The sequence below is a fragment of the Streptomyces sp. NPDC006208 genome, assembly GCF_040613775.1.
Lineage (GTDB): Bacteria > Actinomycetota > Actinomycetes > Streptomycetales > Streptomycetaceae > Streptomyces.
Genome location: NZ_JBEXSW010000034.1, coordinates 83,106 through 102,027, shown reverse-complemented (window position 1 = coordinate 102,027; position 18,922 = coordinate 83,106). Strand labels below are relative to the sequence as shown.

At 69.6% G+C, this 18,922-nt stretch carries 15 protein-coding genes; 2 read left to right on the top strand and 13 right to left on the bottom strand.

The genetic code is table 11. From position 1 onward, the window contains the following. The 11 genes from ABZ208_RS26055 to uvrC form a co-directional block, all read right to left on the bottom strand. A partial coding sequence (locus tag ABZ208_RS26055; protein WP_356911882.1) for an MFS transporter occupies positions 1-679 on the bottom strand: 679 nt, incomplete at its 3' end. A gap of 109 nt (positions 680-788) precedes the next feature. Continuing rightward, on the bottom strand, positions 789-1,124 hold the full coding sequence (locus ABZ208_RS26050; protein ID WP_072483070.1) for an RNA polymerase-binding protein RbpA: 336 nt from the start codon (positions 1,122-1,124) through the stop codon (positions 789-791). A 135-nt stretch (positions 1,125-1,259) separates the two neighbouring features. Next, positions 1,260-1,490 carry a preprotein translocase subunit SecG gene (gene secG, locus ABZ208_RS26045; RefSeq protein ID WP_328405962.1) on the bottom strand — a complete coding sequence of 77 codons (231 nt, stop codon included), beginning with the start codon at positions 1,488-1,490 and terminating at the stop codon, positions 1,260-1,262. Positions 1,491-1,594: 104 nt separating this feature from the next. Then, complete coding sequence (gene tpiA / locus ABZ208_RS26040; protein ID WP_328401983.1) at positions 1,595-2,383, bottom strand: triose-phosphate isomerase; 789 nt, start codon at positions 2,381-2,383, stop codon at positions 1,595-1,597. 6 nt (positions 2,384-2,389) lie between these two features. Next, a complete protein-coding gene (locus ABZ208_RS26035; protein WP_356911881.1) occupies positions 2,390-3,601 on the bottom strand; it encodes a phosphoglycerate kinase in 1,212 nt (403 codons plus the stop codon). Between the two features lie 118 nt (positions 3,602-3,719). Then, a complete protein-coding gene (gene gap, locus ABZ208_RS26030) occupies positions 3,720-4,724 on the bottom strand; it encodes a type I glyceraldehyde-3-phosphate dehydrogenase (RefSeq protein WP_328401979.1) in 1,005 nt (334 codons plus the stop codon). A gap of 212 nt (positions 4,725-4,936) precedes the next feature. Further along, complete coding sequence (locus ABZ208_RS26025) at positions 4,937-7,885, bottom strand: M14 family zinc carboxypeptidase (protein ID WP_356911880.1); 2,949 nt, start codon at positions 7,883-7,885, stop codon at positions 4,937-4,939. 155 nt (positions 7,886-8,040) lie between these two features. Beyond that, positions 8,041-9,030 (bottom strand): DNA-binding protein WhiA, encoded by a 990-nt coding sequence (gene whiA, locus ABZ208_RS26020; protein ID WP_005318962.1) that lies wholly within the window; start codon positions 9,028-9,030, stop codon positions 8,041-8,043. Continuing rightward, positions 9,021-10,055: a uridine diphosphate-N-acetylglucosamine-binding protein YvcK gene (gene yvcK / locus ABZ208_RS26015; RefSeq protein WP_356911879.1), complete on the bottom strand. Its 1,035-nt coding sequence runs from the start codon at positions 10,053-10,055 to the stop codon at positions 9,021-9,023. Before yvcK ends, whiA begins: the two co-directional genes overlap by 10 nt. Next, complete coding sequence (gene rapZ, locus ABZ208_RS26010) at positions 10,052-10,993, bottom strand: RNase adapter RapZ (protein WP_328401972.1); 942 nt, start codon at positions 10,991-10,993, stop codon at positions 10,052-10,054. The genes yvcK and rapZ overlap by 4 nt, the downstream gene beginning before the upstream one ends. Positions 10,994-10,999: 6 nt before the next feature. Then, positions 11,000-12,997 carry an excinuclease ABC subunit UvrC gene (uvrC, locus tag ABZ208_RS26005; RefSeq protein WP_356911878.1) on the bottom strand — a complete coding sequence of 666 codons (1,998 nt, stop codon included), beginning with the start codon at positions 12,995-12,997 and terminating at the stop codon, positions 11,000-11,002. Between the two features lie 276 nt (positions 12,998-13,273). On the opposite strand from uvrC, the gene ABZ208_RS26000 reads away from it, so the two are divergent. Beyond that, positions 13,274-14,212 (top strand): hypothetical protein, encoded by a 939-nt coding sequence (locus tag ABZ208_RS26000; protein ID WP_356911877.1) that lies wholly within the window; start codon positions 13,274-13,276, stop codon positions 14,210-14,212. Between the two features lie 22 nt (positions 14,213-14,234). Here ABZ208_RS26000 and ABZ208_RS25995 read toward each other — a convergent pair whose 3' ends face one another. Further along, the gene (locus ABZ208_RS25995; RefSeq protein WP_356911876.1) at positions 14,235-14,690 is read right to left on the bottom strand and encodes a Rieske (2Fe-2S) protein; all 456 of its coding nucleotides are present in this window, start codon (positions 14,688-14,690) and stop codon (positions 14,235-14,237) included. 156 nt (positions 14,691-14,846) lie between these two features. On the opposite strand from ABZ208_RS25995, the gene ABZ208_RS25990 reads away from it, so the two are divergent. Continuing rightward, positions 14,847-15,743: a carbohydrate kinase gene (locus ABZ208_RS25990; RefSeq protein ID WP_356911885.1), complete on the top strand. Its 897-nt coding sequence runs from the start codon at positions 14,847-14,849 to the stop codon at positions 15,741-15,743. 129 nt (positions 15,744-15,872) lie between these two features. On the opposite strand, the gene uvrA is transcribed toward ABZ208_RS25990, so the two are convergent. Beyond that, positions 15,873-18,866: an excinuclease ABC subunit UvrA gene (gene uvrA, locus ABZ208_RS25985; RefSeq protein ID WP_356911875.1), complete on the bottom strand. Its 2,994-nt coding sequence runs from the start codon at positions 18,864-18,866 to the stop codon at positions 15,873-15,875. Positions 18,867-18,922: the final 56 nt, after the last annotated feature.

The following is an 18,922-nucleotide window of genomic DNA, read 5'->3' as shown; positions in this document are numbered from 1 at the left end:
TTTTCTTGTTGTAAAGAGTTTTGAAAAACCGACCCCCGCCCCCCGCCGCCCGATCGGGCGCCGAGGGCCGCAGGGAGGCGATCAGGGCCGCGGCCAGCACATAGGTGACCGCATCCGCCGCATACGGCACGGCGGCACCCGCGACGAGAAGGACCGGCACCACGGGAGCGGCCACCAAACCGCCCGCGATCTGCTGCGCGGTCATCAGGCGGGCGTTGGCACTGCCCAGGGCTGCATCGGGCACCAGCGACGGCAGCAGGGCCGTGGCGGCATTGTCGAAGAGCGTCTGGAGCGTGGTGAGGGTGAAGGCGAGGCCGAGCAGCAGGGCGATCGACGCGTGGTCCAGCCGGACGGCCAGGGCGAAGGCGCCCATCAGGGCGCCTCTGAGCAGATCGACGGCCCACATGGCGCGCCGCTGGTCGACCCGGTCGGCCACCGCGCCGCCGAGCAGTCCGAACAGCAGCCACGGCAGATAGCCGAAGGCGGTCACGGCGGCGATCAGCAGCGGGTCGTCGGTGAGCGAGGCGGCGAGCAGCGGCATCGCGGCGGTCCGCAGCGCATCTCCGAACCGGGACACGACCGCGGCCGTCCACAGCCGGCCGAATCCTCCACGCCACGCGGGAGTTCGCGTCGCCGTCGCACCGGTCACCGCCACAACGCCCCCCTTCGGTCCGGTCATCCAGAACCGTACGGGGTGCCACTGACAACGGCCGGGTCCGGCGGCCCGCACCGCCCGGCGACGCAAAAGTCCGGCCGTCACCCGCAGGTGTCCGACCGGACCTCAAGCTCTAGATCTCGCCCCGCAGTTTGGCGAGTGCCTCGGCGAGGATCGCCTCGCCGTCCGCGTCGCTGCGGCGCTCCCGTACATAGGCAAGGTGCGTCTTGTACGGCTCGGTGCGCGGCGGGTCCGGGGGGCTGTCCCGGTCCTGACCGGCCGGGAACCCGCAACGCGGGCAGTCCCACGTCTCCGGGACCTGTGCGTCACTGGCGAAGCTCGGCTGCGTCTCGTGCCCGTTCGAGCACCAGAAGGAGATGCGGAGGCGCGGCGCGGACTCGCCTCGCTCAGCCTCGCCCATCGGCCCCGCTCCGACCCGGCTTCCCCGGATCGCGTTGCCACTTGCCACGGTCGTAACTCCCTGCGTGATGGTGCTGCACAGCGTCTCACAGCGGCTGCGCCGCGAGTGCCCCAGTCTACGTAAGGCCCAACGCTCGTCCAGTGATTGGAGTTACACCCCAGCTCGGGACGCGGAACCTGTGGGTCAGCTGTCCAGCTTCATGAGCAGACCAAGTACGACAATGCTCGCGAACCAGAGCAGACCGACAACGACGGTGATGCGGTCCAGGTTGCGCTCGGCGACCGAGGAGCCGCCGACCGAGGACTGCATTCCGCCTCCGAACATGTCGGAGAGGCCGCCGCCCTTCCCCTTGTGCATCAGCACCAGCAGCATCAGCAGGCCACTGAAGACGATCAGGGCGATCGAGAACCCCATAACCACGGCTGGACCAACTTCCTAGGACTGGTATGGACGACGGGGGCCGAGCTCCATGAGCTTCGGCCCCCGCAAGGGTACGCCGGATCTGCGCTAGCGCATACTCACTGGTCGCGGAACCGGACGATCTTGACGAACTCCTCCGCGTCCAGCGCCGCGCCGCCCACCAGGGCACCGTCCACATCGGGCTGCGCCATGATCGCGGCGACGTTGCCGGCCTTCACCGAGCCGCCGTACTGGATGCGGACCTTGTCGGCCAGCTCCTGCGAGTACAGCTCGGCGAGACGCCCGCGGATCGCTCCGCAGACCTCCTGGGCGTCCTCGGGGGTGGCGACCTCGCCGGTGCCGATGGCCCACACCGGCTCGTAGGCGATGACGATGGACTCCGCGTGCTCGGCCGGGACGTCCTTCAGGCCGCCGTCGATCTGCGCGAGGGTGTACGGCACCTGCCGGCCCGCCTTGCGGACCTCCAGGCCCTCACCCACGCACAGGATCGGCGTCAGACCGTGCCGGTACGCGGCCTTCACCTTGGCGTTGCAGATCTCGTCCGACTCAGCGTGGTACTGCCGGCGCTCGGAGTGACCCACCGCGACGTAGGTGCACTTCAGCTTGGACAGCATCGGGCCCGAGATCTCACCGGTGTAGGCACCGGAGTCGTGCGCCGAGATGTCCTGGGCGCCGTACTTGATCTTGAGCTTGTCGCCGTCGACCAGCGTCTGGACCGAGCGCAGGTCGGTGAACGGCGGCAGGACGGCGACCTCGACCGCGTCGTAGTCCTTGTCCGCGAGGGCGAAGGCGAGCTTCTGGACGTGGGCGATGGCCTCGAGGTGGTTGAGGTTCATCTTCCAGTTGCCCGCCATCAGCGGGATGCGGCCCTTTTCAAGAGCGGTCATGCGGGGTCAGTCCTCCAGTGCAGCGAGACCGGGAAGCGTCTTGCCCTCGAGATACTCGAGGCTCGCGCCGCCGCCGGTCGAAATGTGGCCGAATGCGTTCTCGTCGAAACCGAGCGTACGGACGGCGGCAGCGGAGTCGCCACCGCCGACGACCGTGAAGGCCGAGCTGTCGACGAGCGCCTGGGCGATCGCGCGGGTGCCGCCCGCGTAGTCGGGGTGCTCGAAGACGCCCACCGGGCCGTTCCAGAAGACGGTCCCGGCGTCGGCGATCTTCGAGGCGTACAGCTCACGCGTCCTCGGGCCGATGTCCAGGCCCTCCTTGTCGGCCGGGATACCGTCCGCGTCGACCGTGACGAACTCGGCCGGGGCCTTGGTCTTGAGGTCCGGGAAGTCCGCCGCGGCCAGGATGTCGACCGGCAGTACGAGCTCGACGCCGTTCTTCTCGGCACGCTCCATGTACTCGATGACAGTCGGGACCTGGTCCTGCTGGAGGAGGGAGATACCGACCTCGTAGCCCTTGGCCTTGAGGAACGTGTACGCCATGCCGCCGCCGATCAGCAGCCTGTCGGCCTTGCCGAGCAGCTGGTCGATGACGGCGAGCTTGTCGGAGACCTTGGCGCCGCCGAGCACGACGACGTACGGACGCTTGACGTCCTCGGTGAGCTTCTTCAGCACGCCGACCTCGGTCCCGATGAGGTGGCCCGCGTAGTGCGGCAGGCGCGCCGGAAGGTCGAACACCGAGGCGTGCTTGCGGTGCACGGCGCCGAAGCCGTCGCCGACGTACACATCCGCCAGGGCGGCCAGCTGGTCGGCGAACGCGCCGCGCTCGGCGTCGTCCTTGGAGGTCTCGCCGGCGTTGAAGCGCAGGTTCTCGACGACGGCGACCTCGCCGTCGGCGAGGGCCGCCACCACGGAGGTGGCGGAATCGCCGACCGTGTCGGTCGCGAACGCGACCTCGGCGCCGAGCAGTTCGCCGAGCCGCTTGGCGGCCGGGGCGAGCGAGAACGCCGGGTCCGGGGCGCCCTTGGGCCGGCCCAGGTGGGAGGCGACGACAACACGCGCGCCCGCCTCGGCGAGCTTGGCGATGGTCGGCCGGACGGCGCGGATGCGGCCGTCGTCGGTGATGGTGGTGCCGTCGAGCGGCACATTGAGGTCGGCGCGGACGAATACCCGCTTGCCCGCGACCCCGTCGGCCAGGAGTTGGTCGATCGTCTTCATGAAATTACGGCTCCTCGGAGGGCTGGACGTGCGACAGGGCTCGAACCGCGCCACATTGCGCCGGCCGAGCCCTGTCGCTTACATCGTGGTGCTCTCGTTGCAGATCAGAAGGTGCAGATCAGAGCTGGTTACCGACGAAGACCGTAAGGTCCACGAGACGGTTGGAGTAGCCCCACTCGTTGTCGTACCAGCCGACGACCTTGACCTGGTTGCCCTGGACCATGGTCAGGGAGGAGTCGAAGGTGCAGGAGGCCGGCCAGTTCACGATGTCCGAGGAGACGATCGGGTCCTCGGTGTACTCCAGGATGCCCTGGAGCTGTCCCTCGGCGGCCTTCTGGAACGCGGCGTTGATGTCGTCCTTGGTGACCTCGGCGTTGAGCTCGATGACGAGGTCGGTGACCGAGCCGGTCGGGACCGGGACGCGCATGGCGATACCGTCCAGCTTGCCCTTGAGCTGCGGCAGGACCAGGGCGGTGGCCTTGGCGGCACCCGTCGAGGTCGGGATGATGTTCTCCGCGGCGGCGCGGGCGCGGCGCAGGTCGGAGTGCGGGAAGTCCAGGATGCGCTGGTCGTTCGTGTACGCGTGGACCGTGGTCATCATGCCCTTGACGATGCCGAAGTTCTCGTCGAGAACCTTCGCCATCGGCGCCACACAGTTGGTGGTGCAGGAGGCGTTGGAGATGACGTGGTGGTTGGCCGCGTCGTACTTGTCCTGGTTGACGCCCATGACGATGGTGATGTCCTCGTCCTTGGCCGGAGCCGAGATGAGGACCTTCTTCGCGCCACCGGCGATGTGCTTCGCGGCGTCCGCCTTCTTGGTGAAGATGCCGGTCGACTCGATGACGATGTCGACGCCCAGCTCACCCCACGGGATGTCGGCCGGGTTGCGCTCGGAGAGCACCTTGATGGTGTGACCGTCGACGGTGATCGTGTCGGCGGTGTGGGTCACCTCGGCCTTGAGGCGGCCGAGGATGGTGTCGTACTTCAGCAGGTGGGCCGTGGTCGCAGTGTCACCCAGGTCGTTGACAGCCACGATCTCGATGTCTGCACCCTGCTCCAGCAGCGCGCGGAAGTAGTTACGACCGATGCGGCCAAAGCCGTTGATGCCTACGCGGATCGTCACGAAACCGATCTCCTCGTTGGTACGCCGGTTTTCGACGCCGGCGAGCTGTATGGGATGTCCCCGACCGCCTATGACCCTACCCCCCACGAGGGCCCCGAGTGACATCGAGAGGGTGCGTGTATTGCCTGGTGGCTCGTACCCGTCAGTAGGGACACGAGCCGCCGGAGCACTGCACCCGGCCCGGGTCCGCCGGACCGGGTGCAGTGCGCTGGTCAGCGCCGAAGCGCAGTCAGCGCTGCGGCGATGATCCGCCGGCGCTCGGCAGCGGCCGGCACATGCTCCAGGCCGAAACCGAGCAGGACGCTGTCCCTCGTGGCGACCGCCGCCGCGGAGGGATACAGGTCCTGGCTGCGCTCCCAGTTCCCGCGCGGGGCCGGGCTGCCCTGCGGAGGTCCCGCCGCCGTCCAGGGCCCGAGCGAGGTCTCGAAGCCGTCGGCGCCCTGCTCGCCGCCGCCGGTCACCAGCTTGGTCTCGTCGACGAAGACGCCGCGGCCGCCGTCGCCGGGGTCGGTGATGTACGACAGGGAGACCTCGATCTGCTTGCCCGCGTAGGCGCTGAGATCGAACGACGTGGCCCGCCAGCCGTCGGAGGCTCCGGTGAAGGAGTTCCAGCTGCCACTCGTGCCGCTCGCCGTACAGCCACCCGCACCGACGGTGAGGTAGTGCCTCAGGAACGGATGCTGGTTGACGTAGAAGCCTTCGCCGCACTGGGTCGGCACGGTGGTTCGGGTGCCGCCGCCGGTGTCCGGCAGGGTCGTCCAGTCGTCCTGGCCGACCGTGTGGACCTCGAGGACGGCATTGTCGTAGCCGGGCTCGGTGTTGAAGCTCAGCGCCATGTTCAGCGCGGGCTTGTCGGCCGCGGCCGTGCCACCGAGATCGATCGTGCGCGACAGGCGCATCCAGGAGCCGTTGCGGTGGGTGGCTGCCGCGTACCAGTCACCCGCGTACGGCGAGAAGGGCATGCGCACGCCGGGGTACTCGCCCGCTGCCGCGCTGCGGAACTGCGGGAACTCGCCGGCCGGCAGGGTGTCCGAGGTGATCGTGTATGCGCCCGCGGCGTCCAGCGGGTTGCCGGGCGCGCCGGCCAGTGCGCCGAAGCCACCGCCGAGACGTCCGGTGCCGCGGAATCCCGTGACCCCGGCGAGCGAGGCACGGCCCGATGCGCCGAGGTAGTACTGGGCGAAGTCGTCGCTGAGCGCGCCGCCGAGGTTGGCGTTGCCGCCCGCCCGCTCACCCGCGGTGACCAGCTTGCCGCCCTCGTTGAGATAGTCACGCACGGCCTGGGTGGTGGCCCAGGACGGCGCCGCCGCGCCGGTGTACCAGACGACGGTCCGGAAGTGGCTGAGCACGCCGAGCGGATCGGGGGTGCCCTGGGTGGCGACGTCCCAGATGGCGCTGCGCCGGTTGTTGTCGGCGAGGGCCTTCGTGTACGCCGCGGCGTGCTGGGCCGGGGCGGTACCGCCCTCCTCGGCGATCACCAGCGTGTCGCCGCGCGGACGTTCGGCGATCCGGTAGGTGAAGTGCTCGCTGGACGTGGACTTTCCGGCCCCGGTCTCACCGGTGAACCAGACCTCGACGGTGTCGCCGACATCGCCGTCCTGGACCTTGGCGCGGTACTCGTCGAAGCGGATGTTGTCGTCGCCGCCGTATGTCTCGCCGCCCTTCCAGCGCCGCAGCGTCTGGTCATGGACCCGGCCGCCGTTGACGCGGTACTTGAGCTCCTTGTCGCGTACCGACTTGCGCACGATGACGGACACTTCCTGGTCGCCGCCGCGGGCGTAGGAAGTGGTGAACGGCTGCGGGGTGAAGTCCGCCGCCTCCAGGCCGAGCGAGGAGGAGGGCCGGTCGGGGTGGAGGGAGGTCTCGGCGACGGACAGCGCGAACGGGATGTTCTTGGCGAACTCCTGCTGGATCAGCTTCTCGTCGTCGGGGAAGGTGAAGACGGAGGCGCAGTCGGCAGCGTTCCAGGCGTCGTCGGGGTCGATCCGAGACGCGGTGGCACACGTCGACATCTCCGGGGTGTACATCATCATGCCGTTGACGTTGGCCGCGTGGCCGTCGGCCTCGCCGTTGGTGGTGTAGAGCTCGGAGGAGACCTGGGGATGGTAGCCCGGGATCGCGGAGTTCTCCGGGGTGCCCGCCAGCGACTCGTACAGCACGTCGTCGGGGGTCGGGGTGGCGACCTGCCAGCCGACGCCGTACAGGAGCAGCTCGGCCGCGGAGTGGTAGTTGATGCCGTATTCGAAGCCGATGCGCTTCTGGAACGCGTCGATCGCCTTGGTCTCGGGCTCGGACGCCGGCCCGGTGCCGCGATAGGTCTCGTCGAACGGATCCGGGGACGAACCCTCGTTGTCGTAGCCCCACTTGTAGGCGAAGTTGCGGTTGAGGTCGACCCCGTCGCCGGGGGCGATGACGCCGTCGCCGTCGTTGTCGCGCATGTTCTTGCGCCACTGCCGCTCGGCGGTGCCCTTGAACGTGTAGTCGTAGCCGTCGGGGTTGGCGGAGAGCACGAACCACACCTCGGAGGCGTCCACGATCCTGGTGACCTGCGGATCCTTGCCGTACTGGGTGAGGTAGTGGTGCATCAGCCGCCGGGTCATCTCCGGGGTGATCCACTCACGGGCGTGCTGGTTGGACATGTACAGCGTGGCCGGCCTGGAGCCGTCCTTGTGCTTCTTGGCACCCTTGGAGACCTTCAGGGCGAGGATGTCCTGGCCCTTCACCGACTTGCCGATGCTGACGGCCTTGGTGATGTCCGGGTTGGCCTTGGCGGCCTGGAGGATCTCGCTCTTGAGACCGTCCTCGCCGCTGTACGGGCGGAAGACGCCGTCACCGGCCGCGGCGACGCGCCGTTCGGCCGCCTTCGGGACCGTGTGCTCGGTGACGCCGATGCCCTGCTCGCGCAGTTCACCGGCCTGGCGTTCCGTCAGATAGAGCTCGATCGTCGCGGTGCCCTTGGCCGGCACCTGCTCGGTCAGCTCATGTGCGTCGGCACCGGCCGCGAGGATCAGCGGCACCTGTGCCCTGGTGACTTTCGCATGCCATACGGAGAGTTCCTCACCGCTGCCGTCACCGGGGTCGGCCTGCGCGATCGGCGCAGCCGAAAGTCCGGCAACCAGCAGTGAAGCCGCAGCGAGGATCGATCTCGCCCTGCGTCTCATAAGCCCCCCTTGCTGTTGTCTGCCACGAAAGTGAACATGCGCCAGGCTCATGACTGTCCATGATCATGTCAATAGTGCATCGGGCGGGGAAAACAATGCTGCCGACGCCTCAACAGGCGTCGGCAGCAAAGCTGTTGAGCTGCATGCCGTAGGAGTCAGCCGACGAGACCGTCCGCCATCTCCTCCGTCAGATTGGACTCCGTTCCCGGAATCCCGAGGTCCTGGGCCCGCTTGTCGGCCATCGCCAGCAGCCGGCGGATACGGCCCGCGACCGCGTCCTTGGTCAGCGGCGGATCGGCAAGCGCCCCCAGCTCCTCGAGGGAGGCCTGCTTGTGCTCCATGCGCAGCCGGCCCGCGGCGGCGAGGTGCTCGGGCACCTCCTCGCCGAGGATCTCCAGCGCTCGCTGCACCCGAGCGCCCGCGGCAACCGCGGCCCGGGCGGAACGGCGCAGATTCGCGTCGTCGAAGTTGGCGAGGCGGTTGGCGGTGGCGCGCACCTCGCGCCGCATCCGCCGCTCCTCCCACGCCAGCACCGACTCATGGGCGCCGAGCCGGGTCAGCAGCGCACCGATCGCGTCCCCGTCGCGTACGACCACCCGGTCCACGCCCCGTACCTCGCGCGCCTTGGCGGCGATGGACAGCCGGCGGGCGGCACCGACCAGCGCCAGGGCGGCCTCGGGGCCGGGGCAGGTGACCTCCAGCGAGGAGGAGCGGCCCGGCTCGGTGAGCGAACCATGGGCCAGGAAGGCGCCCCGCCAGGCGGCCTCCGCATCACAGGTGGCCCCCGAGACCACCTGCGGGGGCAACCCGCGGATGGGGCGGCCGCGACCGTCCACCAGGCCGGTCTGGCGGGCCAGCTGATCGCCGCCCGCCACCACCCGCACCACGAAGCGCGAGCCCCGGCGCAGCCCGCCAGGGGCCATCACCATCAGCTCGGAACTGTGCCCGAAGATCTCCAGGATGTCGCGCTTGAGCCGGCGCGCCGCAATCCCGGTGTCCAGCTCCGCCTCGATCACGATGCGGCCGCTCACCAGGTGCAGCCCGCCCGCGAATCGCAGGATCGCCGAGACCTCCGCCTTTCTGCAGCAGGTCCGGGTGACGGGAAGCCGGGAGATTTCGTCCTTCACCGCTGCCGTCATCGCCATGGGCCGATCCTTCCATGCATCCGAAAAATACGGTCGTACGCGGCGGCCAACAGCTCCGGGTCGTGCCTCGAAACGCTGTCGGGCGAGGCCACCGGAGCCAGCTCGACCGCGGCCCCCAGCCGACTGGCGGCCTCGGCGAGGGAGGCGCGGTCGCGCACTGCGGCCTCGTCGGCCAGCACCACGTCCAGGGCGAGTTTAGGCGCGTGTCGTCCCAAAACCTCCAAATGACGCTGCGGGGAGAACCCTTCGGTTTCCCCGGGCTGTGGCGCCAGGTTGAGGGAGAGGACCCGGCGCGCCTTGGTCTCCACCAGGGCGTCCAGCAGTTCGGGAACCAGCAGATGCGGGATCACCGAGGAGAACCAGGAGCCGGGGCCGAGAACCACCCAGTCGGCGTCCAGCACCGCCTCGACGGCCTCCGGTACGGCCGGCGGGTCGTGCGGGACGAGATGCACGGACTGCACCTCGCCCGGGGTGAGCGCGACGGTGGCCTGGCCCCGGACCGTCTCCACAGCGTCCGGGCGCGCCGGGTCGTGCCCCCGTACCAGCGCCTCGAGGTCCAGCGGTACGGCCGACATCGGCAGCACCCGCCCGTGCGCGCCCAGCAGCTTGCCGACCAGATCGAGGGCCTGGACATGGTCGCCGAACTGCTCCCACAGGGCCACGATCAGCAGATTGCCGACCGCATGCTCGTGCAGCTCGCCCTTGGACTGGAAGCGGTACTGGATGACCCGGGCCCAGGTCTGGCCCCACTCGTCGTCGCCGCACAGCGCGGCGAGCGCCTTGCGCAGGTCACCGGGCGGCAGTACGCCGAGCTCCCTGCGCAGACGCCCGCTGGAGCCGCCGTCGTCGGCGACGGTGACGACCGCGGTGAGATCTCCCGTGATGCGGCGCAGGGCCGCCAGCGACGCCGACAGGCCCATTCCGCCGCCGAGGGCGACGACCTTGGGCTGGGCGCCGCGCTTCCGTGCCGACAGCGTGCGCGTGGTCCTGCGCAGCCGCCGCAGACGGAGGTTGCGTCCGGTCACTCGCGCCCCATGTCACGGTGCACGACGACGGTCTCGACCCCGGCGGCGGACAGCCTGGCCGCGAGCTTCTCGGACGTGGCGACGGAGCGGTGCTTGCCGCCGGTGCAGCCCACCGCGATGGTGACGTACCGCTTGCCCTCACGGCGGTAGCCCGCGGCGATCAGCTGGAGCAGCTCGGTGTAGCTGTCCAGGAACTCCTTGGCGCCGGGCTGGTTGAAGACGTAGTTCGAGACCTCTTCGTTGAGGCCGGTGAAGGGACGCAGTTCCGGGACCCAGTGCGGGTTCGGCAGGAAGCGCATGTCGACGACCAGGTCGGCGTCGACGGGCAGTCCGTACTTGAACCCGAACGACATCACGGTCGCCCGCAGCTCGGGCTCCTCGTCGCCCGCGAACTGGGCGTCCATCTTGGCGCGCAGCTCGTGCACGTTCAGGCTGGAGGTGTCGATCACCAGATCGGCGTCACCGCGCAGCTCGCGCAGCAGGTCGCGCTCGGCGGCGATACCGTCGACGATCCGGCCGTCGCCCTGCAGGGGGTGCGGACGGCGGACCGACTCGAAGCGGCGCACCAGGGCGTCGTCGGATGACTCGAGGAAGACGATCCGGCGGGTGACCTGCTTGGCGTCCAGGTCGGCCAGGGACTCGCGGAGATTGTCGAAGAACCGGCGGCCGCGTACGTCGACGACCACCGCGATCCGCGCGACATTGCCCTGCGAGCGGGCGCCGAGCTCCACCATCGTGGGGATCAGCGCAGGGGGCAGGTTGTCCACGACGAACCAGCCGAGGTCCTCCAGACACTTCGCCGCCGTACTGCGCCCGGCGCCCGACATTCCGGAGATGATCACCAGCTCGGGGATGGCCGCGTCCGCGGCAGCATCGCCGGGCTCGGTTCCGTTGCCCGTACTCACGTCTGCTGCTCCGTCTCCATCGTGCTCGGTCATGTCGCGCTATCCCCCGTCGTTCTCTTCAATGATCTCTCCAGTCGCCGTATTCACGGCAGGGGCGGCCGGAACCGCCTGGGCCAGGGCGACGACCACGGACTCCGCCGTCTTGCGGCCCATGCCGGGAACCTCACAGATCTGCTCGATTGTCGCCTGCCGCAGCCGCTTCACCGAGCCGAAATGCTTGATCAGAGCCTGTTTGCGGGTCTCTCCCAGCCCGGGGACCGCGTCCAGCGGACCGGTCCTGATGCGCTTGGTCCGCTTCGAGCGCTGATAGCGGATGGCGAAATCGTGAGCTGTGTCACGTACCCGCTGGAGGAGGTACAGCCCCTCGCTGGAGCGGGGCAGCACGACGGGGTCGTCGTCGTGCGGCAGCCAGACCTCTTCGAGGCGCTTGGCCAGACCGCAGACGGCGACATCGTCGATGCCGAGCTCGTCCAGAGCGCGCTGGGCCGCCGCGACCTGCGGCTGCCCTCCGTCGACCACGACGAGCTGGGGCGGGTAGGCGAACTTCCTCGGCTTCCCGTCGTCGGAAGCGTCGTCGGGATCATCGCCGCCGATCCACTCCCCGGTCCGGTCCTTCTCGGCCAGATACCGCTTGAAGCGGCGGGTGACCACCTCGTGCATGGACCGGACATCGTCCTGGCCCTCCCCGTGCCAGAGCTGTGTGTCCCCGGCGCGGCCCTTGATCTGGAAGCGGCGGTACTCGCTCTTGCGGGCCAGGCCGTCCTCGAACACCACCATGGACGCCACGACGTCCTCGCCCTGGAGGTGCGAGATGTCGAAGCACTCGATCCGCAGCGGGGCGGAGTCCAGGCCGAGCGCCTCGGCGATCTCCTCCAGGGCGCGGGAGCGGGTGGTCAGGTCGCTGGCGCGCCTGGTCTTGTGCAGCGCGAGCGCCTGCTGGGCGTTGCGCTGGACCGTCTCCATCAGGTCCTTCTTGTCGCCGCGCTGCGGTATGCGCAGTGACACCTGGGACCCGCGGCGGCCGCTCAGCCACTGCGTCACCGCGTCCGTCTCCTCGGGCAGTGCCGGGACGAGGACCTCCTTGGGGACCGCGTCGCCCCTCTCCTCCCCGTACAGCTGTTGCAGGGCGTGCTCGACCAGACCGGCCGTGTCGACGTTCTCGACCTTGTCGGTCACCCAGCCGCGCTGGCCGCGCACCCGTCCGCCGCGGACGTGGAAGATCTGCACGGCAGCCTCCAGCTCGTCCTCGGCGAGGGCCATCAGGTCGGCGTCGGTGGCGTCCGCGAGGACCACCGCGTTCTTCTCCAGCGCGCGCCTGAGTGCCTCGATGTCGTCGCGCAGCCGGGCCGCCTTCTCGTACTCCATCTCCTCGGCCGCGGCCATCATCTGCTTCTCGAGCCTGCGGATGTACGTGCCGGTGCGCCCGGCCATGAAGTCGCAGAACTCCTCCGCCAGTTCGCGGTGCTCCTCGGGGGTCACCCGGCCCACGCAGGGCGCCGAGCACTTGCCGATGTAGCCCAGCAGGCAGGGGCGGCCTCGTTGCACGTGGTTCCTGAACACCCCCGCGGAGCAGGTACGCACCGGGAAGACACGGAGCATCAGGTCGACCGTCTCGCGGATCGCCCACGCTTGTCCGTACGGGCCGAAGTACCGCACGCCCTTGCGCTTGGCGCCGCGCATGACCTGGACCCTGGGGAAATCCTCGTTGAGCGTCACCGCGAGATACGGATAGCTCTTGTCGTCGCGGTACTTGACGTTGAACCGGGGGTCGTACTCCTTGATCCAGGAGTACTCCAGCTGAAGCGCCTCCACCTCGGTGGCGACGACGGTCCACTCGACCGAGGCTGCGGTGGTGACCATGGTGCGGGTGCGCGGGTGCAGATTCGCCAGGTCCTGGAAGTAGCTGGCGAGGCGCTGGCGCAGGCTCTTCGCCTTGCCGACGTAGATCACCCGGCGGTGCTCGTCACGGAATCTGTAGACCCCCGGAGAGTCGGGGATCTCTCCCGGCTTGGGACGGTAGCTGGAGGGGTCTGCCATGCCGACCACCCTACTGTCGGGCGGTGACAGCGTGGTCATGTCCGGGGGCCCGGGACAGGACGGTGCGGCCGGTGGCCCGATGCCGCGGTTGAGTATCAATCCTTGTCGGAGGCAGGCCAACACGCTTCAATGCGGGGTGACGCGGCCCTGTGAACGGTGTGGTCCGGATGTGAACACCTCCGTCCCGCCCCACCTGGAGGGCCGCTGCCGCCCATCCACAGCGGTCAGCCCTGCTCGTGAACGTGCACCGACGCGATGAGTCCCCGGAGGGAAGCCATGGGCCACACCGAAGCCGATCTGGCACAGGTGCTGGACACCGGCCCGTTCCATCTGGCGCTGCGTGCCGCCCTCGCGGTGCGCGGGCTGCCGCTCCAGCGGGTCCAGCACCATCTCGCGCATCGTGGCATCAAGGTCGGCGTGACCAGTCTCAGTTACTGGCAGCAGGGCGCGCGCCGGCCGCAACGGCCCGAGTCGCTGCGGGCGGTGCGGGCGCTGGAGGACGTACTGGAGCTGCCGGGGAACTCGCTGCTCCGTCTGCTCGGCGAGGGCGACGGCGACGGACGCTCCCCTGCGGATCTGGAACGGCCGGCCGCCCGCTCGTACCGCTCGCTGGTCGAGCCCTCCGGCGTGGTGGAACAGCTGCTCGCGGATCTCCGGTCGCCGACGGACGGCGGGCTGCACACGGTCGGACACCAGGAGCGGGTGCGCATAGGACGGGAGCGTGAACTGGTGGGGCGGCAGTCGCAGCACGTGGTTCGCGCCCATCGGGACGGCGTCGACCGCTACCTGGCCATCCACCACGGCGACCCGGGGTGCGATCCGGCGCGGGTGGCGGTGGAGGGGCTGGAGAACTGCCGCGCGGGCCGGGTGCGGTGGCACCAGGAGAGCGGGGTGGTGATCGCGGAGCTGCTGTTCGACGCCCGGCTGCGTGCGGGCGAGACCTACTTCTTCGGCTACGGCTTCGAGGACGGGACCGGCGGTCCGAGCACCGAGTACGTGCGCGGGTTCAGTTTCGCGGGCGGGCAGTACGTGCTCCAGGTGCACTTCGCGGAGGAAGCACTCCCGGTGCGCTGCCGCCGCTTCGCGCAGGCGACCACGGGGGCGCCGCGCGGAGCCCGTACGGATCTGACGCTGAGCCGTCGGCACCGCACGGTGCATCTGGTCGAGCAGGGGGTGCGGCCTGGGATTCTCGGGATCGACTGGGACTGGGACTGAGCCATGGGGCCTGCGGTCCTTCTCAGGCGTCCGGACCGGCGACGAGCCTGCCGCCCTCGACCTTGATCGGCACCTCGGGCAGCGGCACGGTCGCCGGGCCCACCACGGCCTTGCCGCTCGTCACGTCGAAGCGGCTGCCGTGGCAGGGGCAGTTGCCCTCGTTGTTCTCGATCTTGTCGAGCACGCAGCCGGCGTGGGTGCACTGGGCGCTGAAGGCCCGGTACCGGCCCTCGGCCGGACAGCTCACGACCAGGCGCTGCTCGCGGTAGAGCCTCGCCCCGCCGACCGGAACGGCGTCGGCCGCGCCGAGGTCCACGGGCGCGGTGGGGGTGGGGATCCGGGCATGGCCGAGCTTGGATTCGGTGGAGCAGGCTGCCGCGCCCAGTCCGGCGGCCCCGGCGAGCGCGGCGCCTTTCAGCACGGTCCGGCGGGCCGGGGGTACCGACTGCCGAAGGTGGGGGGAGGGCTGGCCGGACATGGGAACTCCACAAATCAGGGGCGTGCTGTCAGGGCTCGTTGCCAGTGACAGACCCGACGATACCGGCGGAGATCGAAGGGGCTGCGGGCGGGCTGCCGGTCGGCTGCCGGGGGGCCATGGGTCACGGCCCATGAAGCCATGGGTTACGTTCGGGCCGTGTTCGTCGTCGCCGGAGAATCCCTCATCGACCTGGTCCCTCAGGAGAACGGCACACCGCTGCCGTTGCTGCTGCCACGCCCGGGCGGGGGCCCGTACAACACCGCGATCGCGCTGGGCAGGCTCGGAGAGCACGTCGCGTTCTGTTCGCGCGTCTCGACGGACGGCTTCGGGGAGGCGCTGCTGGCGGGGCTGCGCAGGGCCGGCGTCGACACATCGCTCGTCCAGCGCGGCCCCGAGCCGACGACGCTCGCGGTGGCGGCGATCGGCTCGGACGGCTCGGCCGGATACGGCTTCTACACGGAGGGCAGCGCGGACCGCCTTTTCGAGCTGCCGCACGCGCTGCCGGAGACGGTACGGGCACTGGCGCTCGGCACATGTTCCCTGATGCTGGAGCCGGGCGCGAGCGCGTACGAGGCGCTGCTGCGGCGGGAGGCGGGACGCGGGGTCTTCACCCTGCTCGACCCGAACATCAGGGCGGGCCTGATCCCCGACGCGGACGCCTATCGGGCGCGATGCGCGGGCTGGCTGCCGTACGTGTCGCTGCTCAAGCTGTCCGAGGACGACGCGACCTGGCTGGGCGGTGTCCCCGAGGGCCCGGCCGCGGTGGTCCTGACCCGGGGCGGGTCCGGGCTGACGGTACGCACCCGGTCAGGTCTCGAGGTCTCGGTCCCGGCCGCCCCGGTGACGGTCGCGGACACGATCGGCGCGGGGGACACCGTGAACGCGGCGCTTCTGCACGGGCTCGCGGAGCGGGACGCCCTGTCCCCGGAGGGGTTGTCGTCACTCGACGCGGCTGCCTGGACCGAGGTGCTGACCCTCGCTGCCCGCGCCGCTGCCGTGACGTGCACCCGCACGGGCGCGGAACCGCCGTACGCGGCGGAGCTGGAGCGTTAGGCCCCGTACCGCCGCGGGCTACGCAAGTCGCCGCCCGCAGCCGTGCCCACCCCGCCCTGAATCGCCTCGCACCCGCGAGACGCCAAGGGCCGGACACCACAGGCGGCGTCCGGCCCTCGATGCACCCGGTCAGGCCTTGCGCGCCTTGGCCGCGCGAGCAGTCGTCGCGCGGGACGTCACCGTCTTCTTCGACGCCGTCGCGTTCGCCGACACCGGCTTCTTGGCCGCCGCCTTCTTCGCCCTGCGCGCCGCCGGCACCGCGACCGCATCGCTGATCCGGTCCGCGTCCAGGATGTCCCGCAGGAACTTTCCGGTGTGGCTGGCCGGGACCGAGGCGACCTGCTCCGGGGTGCCTTCGGCGATGACCAGGCCGCCGCCGCTGCCGCCCTCGGGGCCCATGTCGACGACCCAGTCCGCCGTCTTGATGACGTCCAGGTTGTGCTCGATCACGATGACCGTGTTGCCCTTGTCGACCAGGTTGGACAGCACCTTGATCAGCTTGCTGATGTCCTCGAAGTGCAGTCCGGTGGTCGGCTCGTCCAGGACGTAGACCGTGCGGCCCGTGGAACGCTTCTGGAGCTCCGACGCGAGCTTCACCCGCTGCGCCTCACCGCCCGAGAGCGTCGGCGCGGACTGGCCGAGCCGGACATAGCCGAGGCCCACCTCGTTGAGCGTCCGCAGATGGCGGGAGATCGTCGGCACGGCCTCGAAGAAGTGCAGGGCCTCCTCGATCGGCATGTCCAGCACCTCGGCGATGGACTTGCCCTTGTAGTGGACCTCAAGGGTCTCCCGGTTGTAGCGCGCCCCGTGGCAGACCTCGCAGGGGACGTACACGTCCGGCAGGAAGTTCATCTCGATCTTGATGGTGCCGTCGCCGGAGCAGTTCTCGCAGCGGCCGCCCTTCACATTGAAGGAGAACCGGCCGGGGAGATAGCCGCGGACCTTGGCCTCCATCGTCTCCGCGAACAGCTTGCGGACATGGTCGAAGACACCGGTGTACGTCGCCGGGTTGGACCGGGGCGTGCGGCCGATGGGCGACTGGTCGACGTGGACCACCTTGTCGACGAGGTCGTCGCCGTCGACCCGGGTGTGCCGGCCGGGTACCGACTTCGCGCCGTTCAGCTCGCGCGCGAGATGCGTGTAGAGGATGTCGTTGACCAGCGTCGACTTTCCGGAGCCCGAGACACCGGTGACCGCGGTGAGCACACCGAGCGGGAAGGAGACGTCGATGTCCCGCAGGTTGTTCTCCCGGGCGCCGTGGACGGTGAGCTGCCGCGTCGGATCCATGGGCCGTCGGATGTCCGGCGTCGCGATCGCCTTCTTGCGGGACAGATACTGCCCGGTCATCGACTCCTTGTTGGTCAGCAGCTCCTTCAAGGGGCCGGAGTGGACGACCTTGCCGCCGTGCTCACCCGCGCCGGGGCCGATGTCGACGACCCAGTCGGCGACCTTGATGGTGTCCTCGTCGTGCTCCACGACGATGAGGGTGTTGCCCATGTCGCGCAGCCGGACCAGCGTCTCGATCAGACGGTGGTTGTCGCGCTGGTGCAGGCCGATCGACGGCTCGTCCAGCACATACAGCACCCCGACGAGGCCGGAGCCGATCTGGGTGGCGAGCCGGATGCGCTGCGCCTCACCGCCGGAGAGCGTGCCGGCCGCGCGGTTCAGCGAGAGGTAGTCCAGGCCGACGTCGACCAGGAACCGCAGCCGCTCGTTGACCTCCTTGAGCACACGCTCGGCGATCTTCTTGTCGCGGGCGTTGAGCTTGAGCCGGCCCAGGAACTCCGCGCACTCGCTGATCGACATCGCGGAGACGTCGGCGATGGACTTCTCCATCACGGTGACCGCGAGCACGATCGGCTTCAGCCTGGTGCCCTCACAGGTCGGGCACGGCACCTCGCGCATATAGCCCTCGAAGCGCTCCCTGCTGGAGTCGCTCTCGGCCTCGGAGTGCCGCCGCTTGACGAACTGGACGGCCCCTTCGAAGGCCGGGGTGGTGTACGCCCGCTCCCGCCCGTACCGATTGCGGTAGCGGACCTCGACCTGGGTCTTGTGGCCGTGGAGCAGTGCCTTCTTGGCACGCTGGGGCAGCCCTGCCCACGGCATGTCGGTGCTGAAGCCCAGCGCCTGTGCGAGCCCGCCGATCAGGCGTCCGAAGTACTCCTTGGTGTGGCCGTGCGACCAGGGGTGGATCGCACCCTCGTCGAGGGACCTCTCCTCGTCCGGGACGATCAGCTCGGGGTCGACCTCCATGCGCGTCCCGATGCCGGTGCAGTCGGGGCAGGCGCCGAAGGGCGAGTTGAACGAGAAGGATCGGGGCTCGAGCTCCTCGAAGGACAGGTCGTCGTACGGGCAGTACAGATGCTCCGAGTACATCCGCTCGCGCTCGGGGTCGTCCTCGGGGAGATCGACGAAGTCGAGCACGACCATGCCGCCGGAGAGCCCGAGCGCGGTCTCGACCGAGTCGGTCAGCCGGCGCTTGGCGCTGTCCTTGACGGTGAGGCGGTCGACGACCACCTCGATGGTGTGCTTCTCCTGCTTCTTCAGCTGCGGCGGCTCGGCCAGCTGGATGGTCTTTCCGTCGACCCGCGCCCGGCTGTAGCCCTTGGTCTGCAGATCGGCGAAGAGATCGACGAACTCGCCCTTGCGCTCGCGCACGAGCGGCGACAGGACCTGGAAGCGGCTGCCCTCGGGCAGCTCGAGCACCCTGTCGACGATGGCCTGCGGCGACTGGCGCGAGATGGGCCGGCGGCACTCGGGGCAGTGCGGCTTGCCGATACGGGCGAACAGCAGGCGGAGGTAGTCGTAGACCTCGGTGATCGTGCCGACCGTCGAGCGCGGATTGCGCGAGGTCGACTTCTGGTCGATGGAGACGGCCGGGGAGAGTCCCTCGATGAAGTCGACGTCCGGCTTGTCCATCTGGCCCAGGAACTGGCGGGCGTAGGACGACAGGGATTCGACATACCGGCGCTGGCCCTCGGCGAAGATCGTGTCGAAGGCGAGCGAGGACTTGCCCGACCCCGACAGACCCGTGAACACGATGAGCGAGTCGCGGGGGAGGTCGAGCGAGACGTTCTTGAGATTGTGCTCGCGAGCGCCACGAACGATGAGACGGTCGGCCACGCCGGTCCGCACCTTTCTTGAGAGAAGCGGGGGCACAGCCCCCGTCCCAGACTGTT